At 49.4% G+C, this 21,899-nt stretch carries 18 protein-coding genes; 9 read left to right on the forward strand and 9 right to left on the reverse strand.

Features of this window, described 5'->3' with window-relative positions:
• From mnmG to ACKWCC_RS02075, 3 genes are all read left to right on the forward strand, one after another.
• Nucleotides 1–1,869 carry a tRNA uridine-5-carboxymethylaminomethyl(34) synthesis enzyme MnmG gene (gene mnmG, locus ACKWCC_RS02065; protein ID WP_413994234.1) on the forward strand — a complete coding sequence of 623 codons (1,869 nt, stop codon included), beginning with the start codon at nucleotides 1–3 and terminating at the stop codon, nucleotides 1,867–1,869.
• 83 nt (nucleotides 1,870–1,952) lie between these two features.
• Complete coding sequence (locus ACKWCC_RS02070; protein WP_413994235.1) at nucleotides 1,953–2,780, forward strand: class I SAM-dependent methyltransferase; 828 nt, start codon at nucleotides 1,953–1,955, stop codon at nucleotides 2,778–2,780.
• A gap of 225 nt (nucleotides 2,781–3,005) precedes the next feature.
• Entirely contained in the window at nucleotides 3,006–3,515 is a 510-nt protein-coding gene (locus ACKWCC_RS02075) for an OmpH/Skp family outer membrane protein (protein WP_413994236.1), read from the forward strand.
• 50 nt (nucleotides 3,516–3,565) lie between these two features.
• On the opposite strand, the gene ACKWCC_RS02080 is transcribed toward ACKWCC_RS02075, so the two are convergent.
• The 3 genes from ACKWCC_RS02080 to rnr form a co-directional block, all read right to left on the reverse strand.
• Entirely contained in the window at nucleotides 3,566–4,282 is a 717-nt protein-coding gene (locus tag ACKWCC_RS02080) for a LysE family translocator (RefSeq protein ID WP_413994237.1), read from the reverse strand.
• 4 nt (nucleotides 4,283–4,286) lie between these two features.
• Nucleotides 4,287–4,964, reverse strand: coding sequence for a head GIN domain-containing protein (locus ACKWCC_RS02085; protein ID WP_413994238.1), 678 nt, complete (start codon nucleotides 4,962–4,964; stop codon nucleotides 4,287–4,289).
• Nucleotides 4,965–5,027: 63 nt separating this feature from the next.
• Nucleotides 5,028–7,217, reverse strand: a complete 2,190-nt coding sequence (gene rnr / locus ACKWCC_RS02090; RefSeq protein ID WP_413994239.1) for a ribonuclease R — start codon at nucleotides 7,215–7,217, stop codon at nucleotides 5,028–5,030.
• 644 nt (nucleotides 7,218–7,861) lie between these two features.
• On the opposite strand from rnr, the gene rpiB reads away from it, so the two are divergent.
• The 4 genes from rpiB to ACKWCC_RS02110 are packed head-to-tail and all read left to right on the forward strand — an operon-like array spanning nucleotide 7,862 to nucleotide 10,107.
• On the forward strand, nucleotides 7,862–8,293 hold the full coding sequence (gene rpiB / locus ACKWCC_RS02095) for a ribose 5-phosphate isomerase B (RefSeq protein ID WP_413994240.1): 432 nt from the start codon (nucleotides 7,862–7,864) through the stop codon (nucleotides 8,291–8,293).
• Between the two features lie 4 nt (nucleotides 8,294–8,297).
• Nucleotides 8,298–8,714, forward strand: coding sequence for a Fur family transcriptional regulator (locus tag ACKWCC_RS02100; protein WP_413994241.1), 417 nt, complete (start codon nucleotides 8,298–8,300; stop codon nucleotides 8,712–8,714).
• Between the two features lie 35 nt (nucleotides 8,715–8,749).
• Nucleotides 8,750–9,664, forward strand: a complete 915-nt coding sequence (locus tag ACKWCC_RS02105; protein WP_413994242.1) for a cation diffusion facilitator family transporter — start codon at nucleotides 8,750–8,752, stop codon at nucleotides 9,662–9,664.
• Between the two features lie 2 nt (nucleotides 9,665–9,666).
• Nucleotides 9,667–10,107 (forward strand): GNAT family N-acetyltransferase, encoded by a 441-nt coding sequence (locus ACKWCC_RS02110; RefSeq protein WP_413994243.1) that lies wholly within the window; start codon nucleotides 9,667–9,669, stop codon nucleotides 10,105–10,107.
• A gap of 279 nt (nucleotides 10,108–10,386) precedes the next feature.
• Here ACKWCC_RS02110 and ACKWCC_RS02115 read toward each other — a convergent pair whose 3' ends face one another.
• Together ACKWCC_RS02115 and dcm are read right to left on the reverse strand one after the other, a co-directional pair.
• Nucleotides 10,387–10,761, reverse strand: a complete 375-nt coding sequence (locus ACKWCC_RS02115) for a hypothetical protein (RefSeq protein WP_413994244.1) — start codon at nucleotides 10,759–10,761, stop codon at nucleotides 10,387–10,389.
• A 794-nt stretch (nucleotides 10,762–11,555) separates the two neighbouring features.
• Nucleotides 11,556–12,788: a DNA (cytosine-5-)-methyltransferase gene (dcm, locus tag ACKWCC_RS02120; RefSeq protein WP_413994245.1), complete on the reverse strand. Its 1,233-nt coding sequence runs from the start codon at nucleotides 12,786–12,788 to the stop codon at nucleotides 11,556–11,558.
• A gap of 412 nt (nucleotides 12,789–13,200) precedes the next feature.
• Here dcm and ACKWCC_RS02125 point away from each other — a divergent pair, with 412 nt between their 5' ends.
• Nucleotides 13,201–14,382, forward strand: a complete 1,182-nt coding sequence (locus ACKWCC_RS02125) for a C40 family peptidase (protein ID WP_413994246.1) — start codon at nucleotides 13,201–13,203, stop codon at nucleotides 14,380–14,382.
• Nucleotides 14,383–14,486: 104 nt separating this feature from the next.
• On the opposite strand, the gene ACKWCC_RS02130 is transcribed toward ACKWCC_RS02125, so the two are convergent.
• Nucleotides 14,487–15,548 (reverse strand): Gfo/Idh/MocA family protein, encoded by a 1,062-nt coding sequence (locus tag ACKWCC_RS02130; RefSeq protein WP_413994247.1) that lies wholly within the window; start codon nucleotides 15,546–15,548, stop codon nucleotides 14,487–14,489.
• A gap of 80 nt (nucleotides 15,549–15,628) precedes the next feature.
• On the opposite strand from ACKWCC_RS02130, the gene ACKWCC_RS02135 reads away from it, so the two are divergent.
• Entirely contained in the window at nucleotides 15,629–17,182 is a 1,554-nt protein-coding gene (locus tag ACKWCC_RS02135) for a sulfatase family protein (RefSeq protein ID WP_413994248.1), read from the forward strand.
• A gap of 55 nt (nucleotides 17,183–17,237) precedes the next feature.
• On the opposite strand, the gene ACKWCC_RS02140 is transcribed toward ACKWCC_RS02135, so the two are convergent.
• From ACKWCC_RS02140 to ACKWCC_RS02150, 3 genes are all read right to left on the reverse strand, one after another.
• On the reverse strand, nucleotides 17,238–19,409 hold the full coding sequence (locus ACKWCC_RS02140; protein ID WP_413994249.1) for a pyrroloquinoline quinone-dependent dehydrogenase: 2,172 nt from the start codon (nucleotides 19,407–19,409) through the stop codon (nucleotides 17,238–17,240).
• Nucleotides 19,410–19,474: 65 nt separating this feature from the next.
• The gene (locus ACKWCC_RS02145; protein ID WP_413994250.1) at nucleotides 19,475–20,341 is read right to left on the reverse strand and encodes a fructosamine kinase family protein; all 867 of its coding nucleotides are present in this window, start codon (nucleotides 20,339–20,341) and stop codon (nucleotides 19,475–19,477) included.
• A 5-nt stretch (nucleotides 20,342–20,346) separates the two neighbouring features.
• Nucleotides 20,347–21,285, reverse strand: coding sequence for an MBL fold metallo-hydrolase (locus tag ACKWCC_RS02150; protein WP_413994251.1), 939 nt, complete (start codon nucleotides 21,283–21,285; stop codon nucleotides 20,347–20,349).
• Nucleotides 21,286–21,899: the final 614 nt, after the last annotated feature.

The following is a 21,899-nucleotide window of genomic DNA, read 5'->3' on the forward strand; positions in this document are numbered from 1 at the left end:
ATGTTTGGAGAAAAATACGATGTTATTGTAGTGGGGGGCGGCCATGCCGGCGCGGAGGCCGCAGCGGCGGCCGCAAACCTTGGTTCCAAGACCCTGTTGATCACCATGAACCTGCAGACCATTGGCCAAATGTCATGCAACCCAGCCATGGGCGGCATTGCCAAAGGCCAGATCGTGCGGGAAATTGATGCCCTGGGCGGGTATAGCGGTATCGTTTCCGATAAATCGGCCATACAGTACAAGATGCTCAACAAATCCAAGGGTCCGGCCATGTGGAGCCCACGCACCCAGAACGATCGCATGCGCTTTGCAGAGGAGTGGCGTTGGGCCCTGGAAAAAACCCCGAACGTTGACTTTTACCAGGAAATGGTCTCCGGACTCATCGTGGAAGGAAGCACCGTGGTGGGGGTCACCACCTCCTTGGGCATTGCCATTTATGCCAAGTCCGTGGTGCTCACCAACGGCACCTTCCTTAACGGACTCATCCATATTGGGGAAAAACAATTTGGTGGCGGTAGGGCAGGGGAGCGCGCCGCCACCGGTATCACGGCCCAACTTACGGACCTCGGTTTTAAAAGTGGACGGATGAAAACAGGTACGCCCCCTAGGGTGGACGGCCGATCCCTTGACTATTCCAAGATGAGCTTACAGCCCGGAGATGAACAACCCGATAAATTTTCCTATACCGATACCCCTATCCTTACAGAACAACGGGCCTGCCACATGACATATACCAGTCCCCAAGTACACGACCTTTTAAGGGAAGGCTTTGATCGTTCGCCCATGTTCAACGGCCGTATAAAGAGCATTGGCCCCCGATATTGTCCCTCCATTGAGGATAAGATCCATCGTTTTGCCGATAAGGACCGCCACCAGATGTTCATTGAGCCCGAAGGGTGGCATACGGTAGAGGTGTATGTGAACGGGTTCTCGACTTCCCTTCCCGAAGATGTCCAGTTCAAGGCGTTGCGATCGGTGGCCGGTTTTGAACATGTGAAGTTTTTTAGACCTGGTTATGCCATTGAGTACGATTTCTTTCCGCCCACCCAATTAAAGCACACCCTAGAGACAAAATTGATCGACAACCTCTATTTTGCCGGCCAAATCAATGGCACCACCGGCTACGAGGAAGCGGCATCACAAGGCCTGATGGCCGGCATAAACGCCCATTTGAAAATAAATGAAAAAGACCCCTTTGTTCTACAAAGGGACGAAGCCTACATCGGCGTGCTCATAGACGACCTCATTACAAAGGGCACCGAGGAACCGTACCGCATGTTCACTTCCCGGGCGGAGTACCGCACCCTCTTGAGACAGGACAACGCCGATCTACGACTTACCCCAAAAAGCCACGATTTGGGACTTGCCTCTGACGAACGCCTGCGCAAAATGGAAGAAAAGGAAGCCAAATCCAAGGCTTTTGTGGATTTTTTCAAGAAAACCAGCGTCTTGCCCGAAGCCATCAATCCCATACTGGAAAGGGTGCAATCGGCTCCGATCAAACAATCGGATAAAATGTACAAGCTCTTTTCACGTCCCGAGCTTACCATGCACCATATGCGACAGTTGGAGCCGGTCTCCCGCTTTATCCTTGAGGAAGACCTAAGCCCTGACGTGCTGGAACAAACTGAGGTACAAGTGAAATACGCAGGCTACATTGCCAAAGAAAAAACGAATGCCGATAAATTGCAACGCCTGGAAAACGTAAAAATTCCTGCCCAATTCAACTACAGTAACATCCAATCCATCTCCTATGAAGCCCGGGAAAAACTGAACGACATACAGCCCACCACAATTTCACAAGCCTCGCGCATCAGTGGTGTTACTCCCAGTGATATCAGTGTGCTGCTTGTTCATTTGGGTAGATAACTAGCCATTATGTTCCACGTGGAACGATCAGGTCAAGACAGGTCTTGCCCTTATCCCCATTCTTTTCTTTCACTCTTGATGCCATGAAACACTATCTCACCACAAAAGATCATTTCCTTACGCAGGAACGTTTTGAACTATGGCATCATCCCGAAATGGACTATCTGGAAACGCGCCCCGTACCGGAGCACATTGAAAAATATTACCAATCTGATGACTACATTTCGCACGGCACTTCCAAAAAAACATTTTTTACAGTTCTATACAGCTGGGCAAAATCCTTAAACCTCCGATCCAAATACAACCTTATCAAAAAACTACACCCCACCGCCAAAACCATCTGTGACATTGGTACAGGTACGGGCGACTTTCTCCATTATCTCCAGGAAAAGGGTTTTGAGGTCTATGGCACGGAGCCCAATGAAAAAGCGAGAACAACAGCAACAAACAAAGGAATTTCCGTTTGTGAACATCTGGGTCAACTTCCCCGACAGCAATTCGATATGATTACCCTCTGGCACGTACTGGAGCATCTACCTGACCTTGACCAGAGCATTTCCAACATTACATCGCTCCTGGAAGCCAATGGCAAGCTCCTTGTTGCGGTACCCAACTATAAATCCTATGACGCCCAATACTATAAACACTACTGGGCCGCCTATGACACCCCAAGACATCTCTGGCACTTTTCCAGAAACAGCATTGAAGCCATCTTTAGGAAGCACCGCATGAAAATTGAAACGACCAAGGGCATGCCCCTGGATGCCTTTTATGTCAGCCTTTTATCCGAAAAATATAAAAACGGACATCATCGTTACTTCTCTGCGTTTATAATAGCTTTACTATCAAACATTCAAGCAATACAATCAAAAGAACATTCTTCCCGCATTTATGTCCTTCGAAAAACATAAAAACTTCTTTTCAGTTCCTCTCCTGGAGTTTCTTTGTGTCATTTTACCCTAACTATTCCATTTCGATGAAAATTCCTCAAACACCCTTAAAATAGACTCTTTATAATATACTTCTTCTATCTAAGAAGGTTTTTATATAAGATTTATCAATTCTATTAATTCGCGACCCCACCACGTCACAGTTACAAAAGCTTTCTTACTTTTGCGCGAATCAAATTAAAAAACATGAAGAATTTATTGTTTGCCCTTAGTACCCTCATCCTTCTATCCTGCCAGCAGGAAAAAATTGGCTTTGTGGACAACGTTGCCCTTATGGATGCTTACCAAGAAAAAATTGACGTAGAAGCCGCTTTTAAAGAAAAGGCGGATGCCCTGGCCAAAAAGCGAGACAGTATTTCGCAGGCTTTCCAAATGGAAGCACAGGCCTTTCAGGTAAAAGCCCAAAGCATGTCCCAGCAAAAGGCCCAGGAAGAATATGCACAGTTTCAGCAACGCGGCCAAGTGTTGGGACAACAACTGCAACAACAAGATGCCGCCCTACAGGCGGAGGGCCAAACTGAAATGGACAGTATCGTAAGCAAGGTAAAAGAACAAATCAAAGCTTACGGTAAGGCCAATGGATACAGCTATATTCTCGGTGGTGGGGACGGTGGCAGCGTACTCTACGGTAAGGAAGCCCATGACCTTACCGATGCCATCGTAAAACTCCTTAACGACGACTACAAGGCCAACTAATCCTTTTTTTACCCGGTAATTACTTTAACACAAGGGCTTGTAATCCTACCCTATTCCCATTGAAAAGGGGCCTCCGGGCCGCTTTTGTCTTTGTCTGGACCCCCAATGTCTTCGAGCTCCCTTTCCAGATCAAAGGTGTCCCTGGGCAAAAAACCATTGGTTATCAAAACCATCCCGCAAATGATAAGCACCAAACCTATGGTCTTCTTTATCATCACGATCCTATTCGAGGTCAATTTTCTCTGTAGCTGTTTGGCCAACAAAATCTTGACCAGATCGGTTATAAAATAAGTGAGCAACATGGCGCCGAAGAATACCAAAATGCGGTCACTGTCATTGTCCAAGCTGGGACCCACCACGATAATGACCCCCAACCAAAACACCAGCACCCCTATGTTTATGAAATTGAGCAAAAAACCTTTTAGCAACAGCCCCAGATAACCACTCTTGGTGGTTTTGATACGGGTCTTGTGCGCTCCTTTGGGCATTCCCCTTTTAAAGAAAATGGTGGCCCCGTACACCACCAATATCACGCCACCAAAAACATAGAGCCCTGGCTGGTTGCTCAAGTTCTCCAACAATTGAAAACTACTGAAATAGGCAATGGCAATAAATAGTATGTCTGCCACAAACACCCCCACGTCAAAAGCCAAGGCCGCCCTAAATCCCCTGAAAGCACTGGTTTCCAACAACACAAAGAATACAGGGCCGATCATAAAGCTCAATAAAAAGCCCAACGGTATGGCTGCCTGTACATCTTCCATCATGCCCCTACATTTTGGTGATCACGCCCCCAAAGACCGTCTTCTCATCCAGGGACTTGGGGTTTCCATAGATCAGCACTTCCCCACCGGCCTTAACACTGGCCTTCACATAATCGGTGGCAAATACTTCCGCCTTACTGCCGGCATTGACGTTCACTGTAGATATTTTGGTCAGTAGTTTACTGCCCAAATACTTTCCCCCGGTATTGATCTGCACATCCTGGGCCTCTGCCGTGCCGTTTGCCGTGATGATGCCCCCGGTAACGGATTTGATCAACATTTGACTAACCTTGGCCTGCACCTTGACTTCACCACCTTCCTGGGCCCTTAACTCCAGGATATCCTGCTCCATCTCGGTATCCCCCTGTATGAGCGCATCCTCGTTCACATCTATAATGACCAAGGGCGCACTGTAATGTAGGTCTATAAAGGTCTTGTAACCACTAAAGAACTTGGTGATCTGCATCCGTATCTTCAAGATCCCATCATTGTTCACGATGACCACTTTGTCCAGATCTTCACCGGTGAGCACGGCCTTGTTCTCTGTGGAAGGCACCAGATTCACGGAAAGCCCATCGAAGACCTTGAGCTCGGTAAATGCCGTTAAGCTCCTGGTTTCGGACCCGCCCTGCGCAGACACCACAAAAGTGCCCATAAGGAACAGTAGCACTATGATATGCTTCATTTCATAGGTTTTAACACACGTAAAGTAAAGGCCTTAGGGCAAATTCCATTCCAAAAAAGGGGGCTACCCGTTCTTTCCGAGCAGGGAGAAATCCAAATGACGCTTTACCAGATCCGTGTTCTTCACCATCACCACGACCTCATCTCCCAACTGATAGGTCTTTTTGGTCCGTTCTCCCACAATGGCATACTCCTTTTCATCAAAGATATAATAATCTCCCTTTATGTCCCGAATGCGAACCATGCCCTCGCACTTGTTCTCAATGATCTCCACATAGATGCCCCACTCGGTTACCCCGCTGATCACCCCAACAAACTCCTGGTCTTGGTGGTCTTGCATGAACTTGATCTGCATGTACTTTATGGAATCGCGCTCTGCACTTACGGCCAGGTATTCCATGTCCGATGCGTGCTTGCACTTCACCTCATATTCCGCTTCCTTGGCACTATTGCCCCCATCCAAATAGTGCTGCAGCAACCTATGTACCATGACATCCGGATAACGCCGTATGGGCGATGTAAAATGGGTATAATGATCAAAGGCCAGGCCATAGTGCCCTATATTGTCCGTGGTGTATATGGCCTTGCTCATACTTCTAATGGCCAGGGTATCCACCAAATTCTGCTCTTTTTTTCCCTTTACGTCCTCCAACAGCTGGTTCAGGGAAGCGCTGATGCTCTTTTTGTCCTTGAAATTGAGCTTGTGCCCAAATCTTGAAACAATACCGTTCAGTGCCATTAATTTGTCTTCATTGGGATCGTCATGCACCCTGTACACAAATGTTTTTTTGCTTTTCTGCTTTCCTATGTACTCCGCCACCTTTCTATTGGCCAGCAACATGAACTCTTCAATGAGTTTATTGGCGTCCTTACTTTCCTTGAAGTACACCCCTATGGGCTGGTTCTCCTCATTTAGATTAAAGCGGACTTCTACCTTGTCAAAGGAAATGGCGCCCTTTTGCATACGCGACCTTCGCATGATCTTGGCCAAACGTTGCATGGTGAGGGTGGCCTGCACCACTTCCCCGGACACTTGGTAGGCCCCATCCCTTATGGATACCTCCGCAGGGATGTTTCCATTCTCATGCTCTATGATGTATTGGGCCTCTTCGTAAGCAAAACGTTCGTTGGAATTGGTAACTGTTCTTCCAAACCATTGGTCCGTTACCTGGGCCTTATCGTTCATGGTAAACACCGCAGAAAAGGTATATTTTTCCTCATTGGGCCTTAATGAACAGGCGTTGTTGCTCAATATCTCCGGTAGCATGGGTACCACCCGATCCACCAAATAGACCGAAGTGGCCCGTTCATAGGCCTCATCATCCAGAACAGTTCCTTCCCTTAGGTAATGCGACACATCTGCAATGTGCACCCCTATTTCATAGCTTCCGTTGTCCAATACCCTAAAGGAAAGGGCATCGTCAAAATCCTTGGCATCCTTGGGATCAATGGTAAAGGTCAGCACATCGCGCATGTCCCTGCGCTTTTTGATCTCACTTTCCTTGATCTCCGTATCCAGCTCGTCTGCAAAGCGCTGTACCTCCACCGGAAACTCGTGGGGCAGACCGTACTCTGCCAATATGGAATGGATCTCCGTATGGTGCTCACCAGGTTTCCCCAGCACCTCTACCACCTTACCGTAAGGGGAGTCCACACGGTCTGGCCAGTCCGTTATTTCCACAATCACCTTGTCACCATCCTCTGCCTTTCCCAATTTATCTTTGGAGACAAAGATATCGGTGTACATCTTGCCGTCCGTTGGCCTAACAAAGGCAAAGGATTTTTGCATGTCCACGACCCCCACAAATGCCGTCTTGTGGCGCTCCAGAACTTCCTTTACCGCCCCTTCCTTTTTCTTTCCCTTTCTTCCCTGGTTCACCAATACGGTTACCCTGTCCTTGTGAAAGGCCTTGTTCAGTTTATGGTTGGGGACAAAAATGTCATCATCCAGATCTTCCACGATGATGTAGGCATTGCCATTGCTGGTAAGGTCCACCACACCCTCATAATGGTCCCTGGCATCTTCCAGGGCTTGGTACCTTCCACGATCGCGCTCCTGTATGCGCTTGCTCTCTTTGAGCTGGTTCAGGCGCTTGATCAATGTATTGCGGTCATGGGCATCTGTTATGCTTAGTTTTCCAGCGATTTGTTTATAATTGAAATCTTTATTGGGCTCTTTTTCCAATACGTTGAAAATTCCCTTTGTAATCTCGTTCTTCCTGTGGTTTCTCGTCTTTTTGTTTCTATTTGACATTCAATCTTTAATTTGTGCGAAAATTACGAATTATAATCTGTTGCGCCTTCGCCTTCAATACTTTTCATTGTATCCCTTGGGTTATCAACAATTATAACACCCATATTTTTTTTGTTTTAAAATTTTAAAGAAAAAATGGTGTCTATGATAGGATGTTGATAAGCCGTATAACTTTTTGGATCATGTCTTGACACGCGAGCTTATGGTTTTTTGTGAACAATCCATTAACTGAAGAGTACGTTGAAAACCATCGTTTTAAAAAAGTTATGGTTGGCGGTTAACAACTTATGTCAACAGCTATTTTTCATAACTTTTTACATGGGTCATTGGGAATAACCCATACCTACCATTTGAAAAGAGGACAACTATTTTGGAAAAGATAAATTAGGAGAACTCGATTATTTTTTGCAGTACAATTTTAAGAGTTCATTCCCTTAAAATAAACGTCAGTAGTTATGAACATCTTCTTAAAGGGAAATACCTTTTTATTCCTTTGCAATTAACAGCTACTTTTTTTCATGTTCCTTTAATTTGTTGTGAAAACAGCTTTTATTGTGGTGAACATAGGTTTATTGTATTTTTGTGGACCAAAGGAAGCCCCACTATTTTTAAAGTTATGAGCACAAACGCATAAACCACCTAAAATGAGAATAGCCATTGGCAACGATCATGCCGGAACAGAATATAAGTTGGCCATTGTTGGACTTTTAAAGTCCAAGGAAATGGAAGTGATCAATTACGGCACGGACGGTACGGACAGTGTGGATTATCCTGATTTTGTACATCCGGTGGCAGAAGACGTGGAACAGGCCCGGGTGGCTCTGGGCATCATTATCTGTGGCAGTGGAAACGGAGCTTCCATGACGGCCAACAAACATCAAAAGGTGCGTGCCGCCCTTTGTTGGAACAAGGAAATCACCCAATTGGCCCGTGAGCACAATGATGCCAACATTCTCAGTATCCCGGCCAGATATGTTTCTTTGCCGCAGGCCTTGGAAATGGTCAATGTTTTTCTAAGCACTTCTTTTGAGGGAGGCCGCCATGAAAGACGTATAGAAAAAATTCCCTGTACCTAAACGTATGGAAGACCATGGTGCACCCTTTTTTTTAAAGCGAAAGGACATTGCGGCCACGCCAACAAGGGTAATGGTGCTGCGCCTTTTTTTAAGCCAGCGTACCGGGCTTTCTTTGGCAAATGTCTGTGACCAGCTCTACTTTTCGGATTCCTCCACTGTTTTCAGAACCTTGCGGCTCTTTGTCCATAAAGGGGTGTTGCACACAGTGGTGACCCCGGACGGGGAACGTAAGTATACCCTTTGCCAGAAAGATTGCACGGAAAAAGGGCATTTGGATCGGCACCCCCACTTTTCATGTCAACATTGCCGGAAATTATTTTGTTTGCCAGGCCATCCCATGCCGGTACCTTACCTTAAGGATGGCTCACAAGTGGAAGATGTGTACCTTAGCTTTGGCGGGGTATGCAATGAATGCAAGTAGTTTGCATGCCCATGGGCGTACTTTTGCAAGATATTATGGGACACGCACACATTGGTCATGATCATGCACATCCAGATCTAAAGGGGAGAAACCTTATCATTTCCATTTTTTTGAACATTGTCATTACCTTGGCGCAGGTGGTGGGTGGCATTGTTTCGGGAAGCCTGGCCCTTTTATCCGATGCACTTCACAATTTTAGCGATGTACTTTCCCTGGTCATCAGTTATGTGGCCACCAAACTGTCCAAAAAGCGCGCTTCGGTGAACAAGACCTTTGGTTACAAGCGGGCAGAGATCATTGCGGCATTTGTAAATGCGGCCTCGCTCATGATCGTTTCCATTATTTTGATAAAAGAGGCGGTGGAACGTTTTATGGACCCCCAGGAAATTACCTCCAACCTGGTCATTTGGCTTTCTTTGGTGGCCATTGCGGGCAATGGTTTCAGTGTGCTGTTGCTCCGGAAAGATTCCAAGGACAACATGAACATGCAGTCTGCCTACCTCCATTTGTTCACGGATATGATGGCGTCGGTGGCCGTGCTCATAGGCGGTCTGCTGATGCGTTTTTTTCAGTGGTATTGGGTAGATCCCCTGCTTACCCTGGCCATAGCCATTTACCTTATATTCATGGGATATGACCTGCTGAAGAACGCTACTAGGGTGCTCATGCTCTTTACCCCGAACAGCATTCAGGTACAACAGCTGGTAGATGCCATAAAAAAATGGGAGCAAGTGAAAAATGTGCACCATGTGCACGTATGGCAGTTAAATGAGGATGAAGTACATTTGGAGGCACACATAGATTTTAAGGAAGACATTCGCCTGTCTGAATTTGATGTCATTTTAATGGAGATCGAAGCCGAACTGTATCACCAATACGGCATAAACCACGTGAACATACAGCCCGAATTTGGAAAGTGCGACAGCAAACAGATCATAGTACAGGATTGAAAATGGAAATTGTTACCAAGACCTTTGGGGAACTTGATGTTCATACACTTTACGAGCTTTTGCGACTGCGCACCCAGGTGTTTGTGGTGGAACAGGATTGTGTGTACCAGGATTTGGACGGAAAGGATGATCGGGCCCTGCACGTGTTGGGCATAAAAAATGGGGAATTGGTGGCCTATACCCGAATTTTTCAACCTGGGCTCTATTTTAAAGAGGCCGCCATAGGCCGGGTAGTGGTGCAGGGGACCCAAAGAAAGCATGGTTACGGTAAAGTGATCATGAAGGCCTCCATTGCGGCCATTGAAGAAAGGTTCAAGGAAAGGGCCATTAAAATATCTGCCCAGACCCATCTCAAAAAATTTTACCAAGAACTGGGCTTTGAGCAAGTTGGGGAGGGGTATCTGGAAGATGGCATTCCCCACATTGGGATGCTCAGATCGTGATACCTGCCCATTTTGCCCATATGCCTTGTGGCATATCTTTTTTGCAGGCAAGTGATTTAGGAACCGTGGGGATACCCATATTCCCCAAGGCTTTCCAATACCATTTCCCAATAGAAAACAATCCGATAAATGGTTTCTTTTTACGCCCTACTTCAACATGAAAATGAGCCTTAGCCGGGGCATACCTGATTTTTCTTTGTCGCGCAGCAAAAAAACAATTCAATTTCTATGGCTGCATTTCAAACGAGATATGGTATAACACAAGCGTATGGCGCTCGCTCAAATCTTAATGGGGGTCTTATTGCTCAGGTTAATGTCTTCCAACATCATGTCCGTGAACTTGTAGTGGCCCCTTGTGGTAATGATTCTGAACCTGTTGGATTTCATACGGCTCAAAGTGTCCAAGAAAAGCCACTTGGACTTGAGCAACCTGGGCTTTTCCGATTTTAGACTGATGTCAAAAAAATACTTGCGCCCATTTTTCATCGCCACGATGTCCGGGGTCACTTTGGCATCCGCCCCTTTTCTGGTATAGGATTTTGGGGTTTCATAACCTTCCATATCGGCCTTGATGTTTTCAAATCCAGTGGCCTCCAAATGGTGAATGGATTTCTCTAAAAAAGCAATGTTCTCTGTCTTGTCTTGTGATATCATACCCTATAAGATAGCAAAAAAAGGGAGAAACGCAAATTTTTGTAAGGATTTTCAAGGGCACCCCTGTGTTTCCTTGGCGGTGGGGCATGATATGGTTGTGCATGGCACTTTTAGACCCATCGGTCGGTTTTGGTAAGGGGCAACCTTGGGCAAGGGCATCTTTGGTTGGGACATAGTGCTAAAAATATGGGTCCATCGGCACCATTTCAACCCATGTTGGAGGGTGGTTTTTTCACGACCGACCCATCGGTCTAAAAGTATGGTTTTTACGGTTGGGCCCTCCAAAACCCAAAAAGTTAAAAAAGGACCGTAAAAAAGGGGTTTCACCCAGATGAAGCAATGGAAATTCCATTACGGGGGCAAATCCCTGCAAAATCAATGGCAAAAATCTATTTTTAGAGGGTAGTAGATGGTTATCTATATTAAATCGAGTTGATAGCCAAAATGTCGGGCCGGGCGCCCGCCTGAATTGTAGTCGAGGCAGCCTGTCATAGCCTATTTTCTCTGGCGAATGGTTCTAGACTGCCTGCCTGGCGGACGTTCGAACTGACAACAGAAAAAATCATTGATCATAAAGTAATCAAACCATTACCTTGTTCAATGAATACGTATTTATCTACTGACCTCCATCTATTTATACTGGAGGTTGTATTCTCCTTGCAAAAGGCTGATTCATTATCGGTGTTTACATTCATTGGCACCGCCAAAGGGTTTGATACCCCGAAGCTTGCCTGGAAACTAAAATTCAGTTTCTTAGTAATGCCTGATGGGCTTGCCCCGAGGGTGTTTGCTTTTCAGGAGTACCGCTGCATAAGATCGTACAAGGCCTTTGCCGTGCGCGCCACCACGCCCACCACTAGGGCGTTGCCCATGAAAAAGGCCCGTTTGGCGTTGCTGATGCCCTGAAGTTGGGTGTGGTTGTCGGGGAACATGTTCAGGCGTTCCAATTCCACCGGTGTTAGCCTGCGCAATCTTTTTTTGTGGGCCACCACATGTTTAAAACGCGATGGGGATTTGCCGCCCTCCCCGGTAATGATGGTGCGGGACGGCTTGTCCAGGGCGTCCGGAAAAACCATGGCGCCTTCGGTGTAATGGTATTCAAAGCCGTTCTTTGCTGTGCGCACCTCTTTCTTGGCGCCCTTTAGGTAGTCCCATTTTGGATAATCGTCCGGGGAAACAAAAAACGCTTCGGGTACGTTCCCTGTTTCCAAGATGTCTCCCAATACAGTGCGCTCCCCTTGATGGTCCGCTTGGGTTTTCTCAGTGTGCACGTGGCCCCCAACAAATACGCCACTATTTTCAAAAGGGGAGGCTTGCTGGCCCAAATTGAAGTTTTCGGAAAGACCTACCAAATCTTGCGCAATGGAAAAAGCCTTTGTTTTTGTGCTTATTTCCAGTACCGGAAAGGCCCGTGCAAAAACCCCTGTTGTGTGCAGCCAGTCCTTGCCCCCGGTTTTTAATAGGGCGGCATGGGCCGGGGTACTCTTGTGGTAGCCAATGAAAAAAATGCGCCGCCGCCGCTGGGGCATGCCGTAATCTGCCGCGTTGATCACCCGCCATTCCACCGCATAGCCCAAACCTTCAAGGCTTTTGAGCATAATGGCAAAATCGCGCCCCCGTTGGCCGGAAGGCGATTTTAGTAAACGATCTACGTTCTCTAGGAACAAATATTTTGGTGGGTGTTTCTTTTCTGATAAAATTCTATGGATGCTCCACCAAAGCACGCCCTTTTTACCGATCAGCCCCTTGGCGTTCTGTAGGGTGGATGCCACGGAATAATCCTGACACGGAAAGCCGCCCACCAACATATCGGCATCCGGGATGTCTGCGGTGGGCACTTCGGAAATGTCCGCGTTGCTGTGGTTCTTGGTTCCAAAGCGGGCTTCGTACACCAGGGAAGCATGCTGTTTTTTGGTGCTGGGCTCCCATTGGTTGCTCCAGACCACCTCATAGTCTTGGCCAGCTTCCAGACCCAGTCTAAAACCGCCCACCCCGGCAAAAAGCTCAATGACCGTCACTTTTTTCATTAGGGGCTAAAGTAAGGATTTTTTAACCCAGATTATGCACTAGTCCCCTGATGAATGGCTTCATAATTTTTCAAAGGATAACTTGGTTGCTTGAGTGTTATATAGTAGACTTTCGCGATGAGGGTGTAAAGCCCAATAAAAAAAAGACTTTTGCGATTGAGGCGCCCGCCTCAATGACTCAGTCGGGCAGGCCCGCCCGAATGTGCCCTTCGGTACGGGCGGGTAGCCATCGCTACGGTGAGTGAGCAAAAGTCAGTGCAACGATTGATTTTGCAGGGATTTGCAGCCGTAATACCTGCCCGTTCCTTTCAGGCGGGGAATTTCTATTGCTTAATCTAGGTTTAAGGTAGGAAAGGGCCGCGGACCACAGGATGTATGGCCGATTGTGTATTTTTACGGAAAAGGAAAGACGATGAACCACAGCTATGCCATTCTATGCATCATTTTTATCATCGCCCTGGGCTGTGATCCCACGGGCCAGCCCCAAAACAAGGCCCAAGAAATCATAGACAACCTAAAGGGTAAGGTGGCACCGGACAAGAGGGTGGCCGTTTTTAACATAGCCGCGCAACAACAGGGCAATGGATATGTATTAAAGGGAGAGACCAATGACCACAACGCCCTGCAAAGACTGTATGATTCCCTGGCCGCTAATGCCATTTCCTTTACCGATAGCGTGTCCCTCTTGCCCCGGGCAGAGCTCGGGGAGAAAACCAGGGCCCTCATCAACATTTCCGTGGCCAACCTCAGAAGCCGGCCCAAGCACAGTGCGGAACTGGCCACCCAGGCCACTTTGGGCACCCCGGTAAAGGTTTTGAAAAAGGAGGGGGATTGGTACTACATACAGACACCGGACCATTATTTGGCATGGGTGGATGATGGGGGCATTGTGCTTCTTACGGAACAAGAAATCAAAAATTGGGAAAGTGCAGAAAAGATGGTGTACACCAAAACCTACGGTCACGCCTACCTTGGTCCGGAGCGGAAAGAGGTTGTGTCCGACCTCGTGGCCGGCAACATTTTAGAGGTCATTAAATATGCCGATTCCTTTTATATTGTCCGTTTTCCCGATGGTAGAAACGCCTATATTTCCCATGATGAGGCCATGAAATACGAGGACTGGTTGGCCAACCTGGACCAAAGTTCCGCTGCCTTGGTGGCCACCTCCAAGCGTTTTATGGGAGTGCCCTACCTATGGGGCGGCACCTCTGCCAAAGGAATGGACTGCAGTGGGTTCACCAAGACCATTTTCTTCCTGAACGGCATGGTCATCCCCCGAGATGCCTCACAACAGGTGCACACTGGCGAAATGGTCGATGAAAAAGGCAACTTTGATGCCCTGGAAGAAGGGGACCTCCTCTTTTTTGGAACGGAAGCCACGGCGGACACTCCAGAAAAAGTGGTGCACGTGGGGATGTGGATCGGCAACAATGAGTTCATTCACGCCTCCGATATGGTCCGTATTGGCAGTGTGGACAAAACCGCCCCCAATTATGACGAACATAACGTGGACCGGTACCTTCGCAGCAAAAGGTTGTTGCGAAAAGAGGACAAAGACCTGCTTGATCTTAGAAAGGTGCCTTTGTTCCGGTAGTTGAAGCGCCGCATCTAAGATGATGGCTTCGTTCCTTTATCCGTGTTGGAGGGGATCTCTCAAGAGAAAGGGATAACCTATTTTCATCCAAGCTTCCATAAACGCTACAAAACCACGGTTTTCCCGGTTTTAAAGGACTCGTCCGCGGCCAGTACGATCCTCAGGCTGTTCACTGCATCGCGCAAATGGTCTTCCACATCCAGGTTTTTCCTTATCGCCCTTAAAAAAAATTCTTGTTCCAACTGGCAGAGTCCGTCATGGTCGGGTTCGTCAGAGGTATCCAGATAATCGTCGGTCCGGGTAAAGTTTCCCTTGGCATCCAGGGCGCTGTGGTGCAGCTTTAAGCCACCGGTCCTGGAGTGGTCGTCCACACTGTCAGAATCGCCCTTGGCCTCGTCCGTTATGGAAACAGCGCCTTTGGGCCCGATCACGTCCTTTACAAAAAAGGCCGTTTCGCTCATCATGGGTCCCCAACCGGCCTCGTACCAGCCCACGGAACCATCCTTGAACCGCACTTGGAGCTGCCCGTAATTGTACATTTCAGGGTCAATGTCATCCGATAGTCGGGCACCAATGGCGCTCACGCTCACCGGTTCGGACTGGGTCATGAGGCACATGATGTCCACATAGTGCACCCCACAGTCCACAATGGGGGACATGGAGCGCATCAGCTGTTTGTGTGTGTGCCAAGCGGCCCCGGAGCTTTGCTGGTTCAGGTTCATGCGCATGACCAGGGGCTTGCCCAAACTGCGGGCCACCTCCACAAATTTGGCCCAGGCGGGGTGCACCCGCAAGATATAGCCCACCACCATTTTTTTATTTCTTTGCTTTGCCAGGGCCACCAGGGACGCTGCACTTTCAACGGTAAGCGCCAAGGGCTTTTCCACAAACACGTGGGCATTGGCGTTCAAGGCCGCTCGGACATAAGCTGCGTGGGTGTCCGGGTAGGTGTTTATGGAGACGGCATCCGGTTTCGTTAGGGCCAAGGCCGTTTCGTAGTCCGCATACGTGGGACAGCCCCCGAGATCGGCAGCGAGCTTCTCACGACTTTCTGGGGTACGGCTTACCAGTCCAACCAAGTCAAAACCGTCCAAACGGTTGTAGGCACGGGCGTGGGAGCTGCCCATATTGCCGCAGCCGACGACTAAAACACGTGTTTTTTTCATAAGGGGTTACGCTTAAACCATACAACGTCCTTACTAATTGCAATGGGTTCGTTATATTTAATGAAAAGTAAACAAAACGCATGACACCACCAACACCATCACAAGGCACCGTTATCGGGGTTGCAGCCTGCTTGGCCCTTGCCCTGTTCACTGTGGCATTTACAGCGCCAAAGCATGAGTTGGAACCATTACCGACTTCGAGGCCCAATGTATTGTTCATGATCGCGGACGACTGGTCCAGCCCCCACGCCGGAGCCTATGGCGACTCCCTGGTGCGCACTCCCACCTTTGACTGGTTGGCCAGTGAGGGCGCTTTGTTTGAAAATGCCTATTGTGCGGCGCCCTCCTGTTCTCCGTCACGGGCCAGTATTTTGCTGGGAAAATATCCGCACCAAATGGAAAGTGCGGGAAATCTTTGGTCCGTTATTCCGGATAAGTTTCCCAATTGGGTAAGCTTGCTGAAGGCCGCGGGCTACCACACCGGAAAGACCAGAAAGGGGTGGGGACCGGGCGATTTCGAGGCCGGTGGATACCAGCACAATCCGTCCGGAAAGGATTATGACAGTTTCAACACCTTTTTGGAGGAAAGAAAGGAAGGACAGCCTTTCACGTTTTGGTTTGGCAGCGCTGATCCCCACCGCATTTATGAGACCAATACGGGGGTACGGACCGGAATGGACCCTGACAGGGTCACCGTGCCCGCTTTCTTTCCGGACACGCCCTGTGTGCGCAACGATTTACTGGACTACTACTATGAAGTGGAACGGTTTGACCGGGAATGTGGCAACCTTATCGCCACGCTCAAAAAAGAGGGCCTTTTGGAGAACACCATCATCGTCATGACCAGTGACAACGGTATGCCCTTCCCCAGGGCCAAGGCCAACCTTTATGATTACGGCACCAGAATGCCCTTGGCCATCTACTGGAAAGGCCGTATAGAAGGCGGAAAACGCATTTCAGAATTTATGAACTTTGTCGATTTTGCCCCAACTTTTTTGGAAGCGGCCAGCTTGGAAATTCCCTCCGGATTCAGCGGGAACAGTTTGTTGGAACTATTTACGGAAGAAGGCAGCAAATCGGGCAGGGACAAGGTGTTCTTGGAGCGCGAACGCCACGCCAATGTGCGCATGGGAGACCTCAGTTATCCCGCCAGGGCGGTGCGCACCAAAGATTTTCTGTACATCCGAAATTTTGAGCCCGATCGTTGGCCCGCCGGAGACCCCAACGCGCACCAAAGCGTGGGCCAGTACGGGGATGTGGACAATTCCATTACCAAATTCCAGATCATGCAGATGGAGGGACGGCCCACGGACAAAGACTATTTTCAGTTGGCTTTTGGCAAGCGGCCCGCCGAGGAGCTTTATGTATTGGCAAATGACCCTTACAACATCAACAATGAGTTGGCCAACCCGGAACATGCAATGGTGTTGTCCAGGTTGAGAAAGGACCTAGAGGCGTGGATGTCCGCCACCGGGGACCTCAGGGCCACCGACCCTAAAACCGACTATTGGGACAAGGTCTTGTACACCCCCGATTACGACACTGAAAATTTCGATTTGGAGGCCAAGACCAAGGCCTACCGGATGCAACTGCCCCATAGGGGAACATTCCGGGAAATGCCCTGTAACGATTAAAAGTGGGGTGGCCGTATCCCCGCAAAAGATGGGGCATCCACATAACAACCACCCCTCAGGGGCTGGGTAGCGCAAACGCCAGTATTTGGTTCCCCTTCTCCGTTCCCAGTTTCTCCCCGCCACAGGCAATGGCAATGTACTGTTTGCCGTTTACTTCGTACATGGCGGGGGTGGCAAAGGCCGCGGCCGGTAGTTTGTATTCCCAGAGCTTCTGGCCCGTATGCTTGTCAAAAGCACGGAAGTAGCCATCGCGCGTAGCGCCAATGAACAGTAATCCGTTCTCGGTAACAACGGGCCCACCATAGTTTTCGGTGCCAGTGCCAATACCTTTCTCGCCCAGTTCCGGGGTGTTGCCCAAAGGAATGGACCAAATATATTCTCCGCTGTTCAGGTCTATGGCATGCAAAGTGCCCCAAGGTGGCGCAATGGCTGGCAAACCTTGGTTGTCCACAAACTTGGTGTAGCCGGTGTGCCTGTACTTTGTGGTGCCCGAAGCCATGCCCGAGGCACCTGTAATTTCGTTTTTTCCGGAATTGTTTACGATTTGATCATGGGATTCCTCCTCCCATAAAAAACGCAACAGCGCTTTTATTTCAGCATCCTTTAGTTGCGGAAACCCCGTCATCATGCCTTTTCCTTGGGCAATGATGGTGGTAACTTCCGCTTTGCTTTGGCGGAGTTTTAGGTTCACCAAGGAGGGAAAACCACTCGCCGCCACCCCTTTTCTATCGGTCTGGTGGCAGCTTACACAGTACTTCTGGTAGGTGGCCGCACCCAAAGGTGTGTTTCTGGGGATGGCATTTTCCTCCCGAAGCTGCAACACCCAGGGCATTTCGTTGGAATTCACGTAAAGGATGCCATCCTCTGGATCGGTGGCCGCCCCGCCCCATTCCGCCGCCCCATCATAGCCGGGCAAGAGCAAGGTAGATGTCAGGGCCGGTGGCGCGTACTGGCGTTTGTCCGCCGTTTTAAAATAGCGCAACAAGGAATCTCGGTCTTCTGCGAACGGACTCATGTCTTCCTCTGTTAGGTCTTGGGACATCCGCGCAAAGGGTTTCGGTTTTAAGGGAATAGGCTGGGTGGGCCATGCCGCTTCCCCCGGAATGGTGGAGGGCGGTACGGGCACTTCTTCCATTTCGAACAAAGGTTTGCCCGTGAGCCTATCAAAAACATACACATAACCTTGTTTGGTTACCTGTGCCACGGCGGGTATTTTTTTGCCCTCTCGCTCCACTAACAACAGATTTGGGGGTGCGGGCGGATCTCGGTCCCAAAGATCGTGATGGGTGAATTGAAAATGCCATAGATACTTGCCCGTCTCCGCATCCAAAGCCAGTAAGCTGTTGGCGTACAGGTTGCTCCCCAAGCGGTCTCCCCCGTAAAAATCGGGGGCGGCGGAACCCGTGGGCACATAGAGAATCCCCGCTTCCTCATCTACCGCCATTCCGGCCCAATTGTTGGCGGCCCCTACAACGGGACTCCTGTAGGCGGTGGAATCTTCCCAAGTTTCGTATCCTTTTTCCCCGGGGTGCGGAATGGTATGGAACACCCATTCCAAGGCGCCGCTAAGCACATTAAAGGCCATGACATCGCCGGGAGCGGCATCTTCCCCTTCGGACAAGCGTAGCGGCATGACAATGAGGTTCTTGTAAATTGTGCCAGGCGTGTTGGAGCTAACGAACTTGTCCTTTGCCGACGCGGGCATTCCGGAACGCAGGTCTATTTTTCCGCCATCCCCGAAAGATATGATCGGTTTTCCGGTTAGGGCATTGAGGGCGTATAAATGAGATCCTGCGACGTACAAAACACGCCTATCGTTTTCGTGTTGCCAATACGCAACCCCCCGGCTGGATGCTCCGGCAGACTGCAAGGAATCTCCAAAGGTCCAAAGTTCCTCCCCGGTTGCCGCATGCAGCGCCACGGCCCGTAGTGCCGCCGTAACCCCGTATAGGATAGAGTCCACCACCAGGGGGTTCATTTGCATCTGTCCCCAATCGGCCGCCTCGTAGCTCCAAGCAAGTTTTAAGTCTTTGACGTTGGCTTTGGTGATTTGGGATAGGCTAGAGTAATGACTTCTGCCCGGATCGCCCAAATAGGAAGACCAGGTGGTATAGGCTTTTTTGGTGTCCCTGATTTCTTTTTCGCCCGTGCACGAAAACAGCGTTAGGGAAAGGAGCACAAGGGCATAAACGGGAAGGCCTGGGCGGAGCAAGGGATGGGTTTGCAAAGCTGTTTTTTCTAAAAATAGAAAAAAAGGGGGAGGGATGCCAGAGAAATTTTGGTTAGGGACGCCTAATAAAAATAACGCTGAAGGATCTTTTTGCAGGAAGCGCGATAACTGCCCCCAAAAAGATTAAGGTGCACCAGCAAATAGTACAACTGATAGATGTCGCGGCGTTCCCTTTCCCCCGGCGTCCCTGGAAAATGTTCGGAATGTGCACCGTAAAAAGAGGCATCAAAACCACCAAAAAGACGGGACATGGCCAAATCTACCTCATAATGCCCAAAATAGACCGCGGGATCGATGAGGTACGGGGTTCCCTTGCTGGAAATAAGGTAATTGCCGCACCAAAAGTCCCCGTGCAAAAGGGAGGGTGTTGCCCCGGAAAGAAGTTCGCCACAGGTATGCAATAGGGTTGTTTCCGTTGGAATGTCCCCGGGGGAGAGCAATTTGGCGTTTTGGGCCATTTTCAACAAGGGCAGCAAGCGTTGGGACACGTAAAAAACGGACCAGTCGGGATGTGGGGTGTTGCTTTGGCCAAGGCTTCCTATGTAATTGTTGGTGGCAAGGCCAAACGTGTCGGAGGAGGAAAACTGGTGCAGGCCCGCCAGCTGGTGTCCCAACAGTTCCATATCTTTTGCGGCGCCGTTTTTGGGTTCAATGTATTCCATCAGCAAAAAACCTCCAGACTCCCATTCTTCGCAGAGCAATACCTTGGGCACGGCAATGGTCCTGGTCTCTGCAAGGGCTTTCAGGCCCATTTTTTCTGCCTGGAACATGGCCAGGGCATTGGGGTTTTGGTTCACCTTACAGAAAAACCGTTCCGTAGCTGTTTTCACCAGGAAGGCCTGTGAGATGTCTCCTCCGTGAACAGGGAGGGCACTTTCCACCCTGATGCACAGCACGTATTCCAAGTGGGCCCTCAGCGATTTGTCCATAGCGTTCAAAGTTCAAAAACTTGACCTTTGGGGGCAATTGCAAACCCCTTTGCCCGGACACTTTTGGAAGCGGCCCCACCCGAGCGCAACAAAGGGTTGGTGTGGTTAAAATGTATAAAATGGATTTTCTTTTTTTCGGCGGATGGCAGCTGGGCAAACAGGGCCATGCTCTCCACGACAAAAGGATGTGGAATCTGGGAGATGTCCCGGTTGTTTATTTCTTCCGCATCGTAAAAGGTGGCGTCCAAGAAAGCATAGTCCACCTTGCCGATCTCCGTGATGATGGAAGTTTTCCACTTTTCCCATTTATCGATATCTGGAATGAAGAGGGCGCTTTTTTTTGGTCCCTTGATCTTGTAGCCCACCGTTTCTGAGTACTCGTCCCGGTGCGGCACCCTGAACGGCACCACCTTCAAGTGAGGGGTGAGCCGGGTTTCCTGTTGGTGCCTTAAGGGCCGTAGTGCAATGTTTCCATTGGAGACCAGCTGGCTCCACGGGCCGTTGTTTTCCAAAAAAGCCCTCATTTTGGGCATGGCATACACGGGTACCTGCTCCGTGTTGGCCGCTTCCTTGCCCAAATGCACGAGTCCGGCATAATGGCCCATATGGGCATGGGTAAGAAAGATGCCGTTGGGGACATCCGTGGTTTGGAATCCCGAGAAGTTTCGCAGTTCCCGCAGCTGTCCGGCAATGTCCGGAGTGGCCTCAAACAGAAAGCTTTGTTCCGTGGTCGCGTCCACCACGCCCAGGGACACCACCCGGTGCCCGGTGCCGTTACCATTGAAGAAGGGGGCACAACATTCCTTTTCACAGCCCATTTGGGGCACGCCAGCATCTTGGGCCGTTCCCAGCACCAGCAGGGAGACCCCTTGTGGCGCGGTGTCTTGCGCCAAGTTGTGCGCCGTGATGAACAACAGTGCCAGCAGGATACCCCTCATTTTCATTCGCCATTGTTTTGCAGTGTTCTCAAGGTGTGCCATAGGGTTCCTATTTGGGGATGCCATTGCTTTGCGCCCAAGGGCCGCTGCCCCACATATTTCATGCACCCTAGCATGGTGGTCAAGGAAACACGGCCGGTAACCGGATGTTTGGGGCGCGCAGTCATTTGTTGTTGTTGATGAAGATAGACAATTAATCAAAACGTTGTTGCCTTAAAACCCGTTAGACCGTTATATCCCTACACCCATTGCGGTTCGTTCCCAATATTTGTGCTCCTTGGATGTCTTTCGTAGCTTGGTGATGTTCTTGCTCTTTGCAGCATCTGAAAGGGTGCACACCGCGTTCGCAGGTTTGGCCGAGGGGCTTCATTTACATGGGCCTTGCCCTTCCTGCTCGGGGGTCGTGTTGCACGGGACCATTGATGTAAGGGGGCACAAAAAAAGGGTTGCCCATTTTTGCGGTGGTGGGCACCAATTCCATGGTTATCCACTTGTTTCCCCTGCTGGCCGGCCGTTTGCCGTTTAGGGACTTCCACCTGTTGTGGGACACCGGATGGTTCCAGGGAACACCCTCGTGGAAGGAAGGCACCCTTTTGTTAAAATTCCGGATTACCCTGTTC

It is taken from the genome of Maribacter aquimarinus, from assembly GCF_047345505.1.
Lineage (GTDB): Bacteria > Bacteroidota > Bacteroidia > Flavobacteriales > Flavobacteriaceae > Maribacter.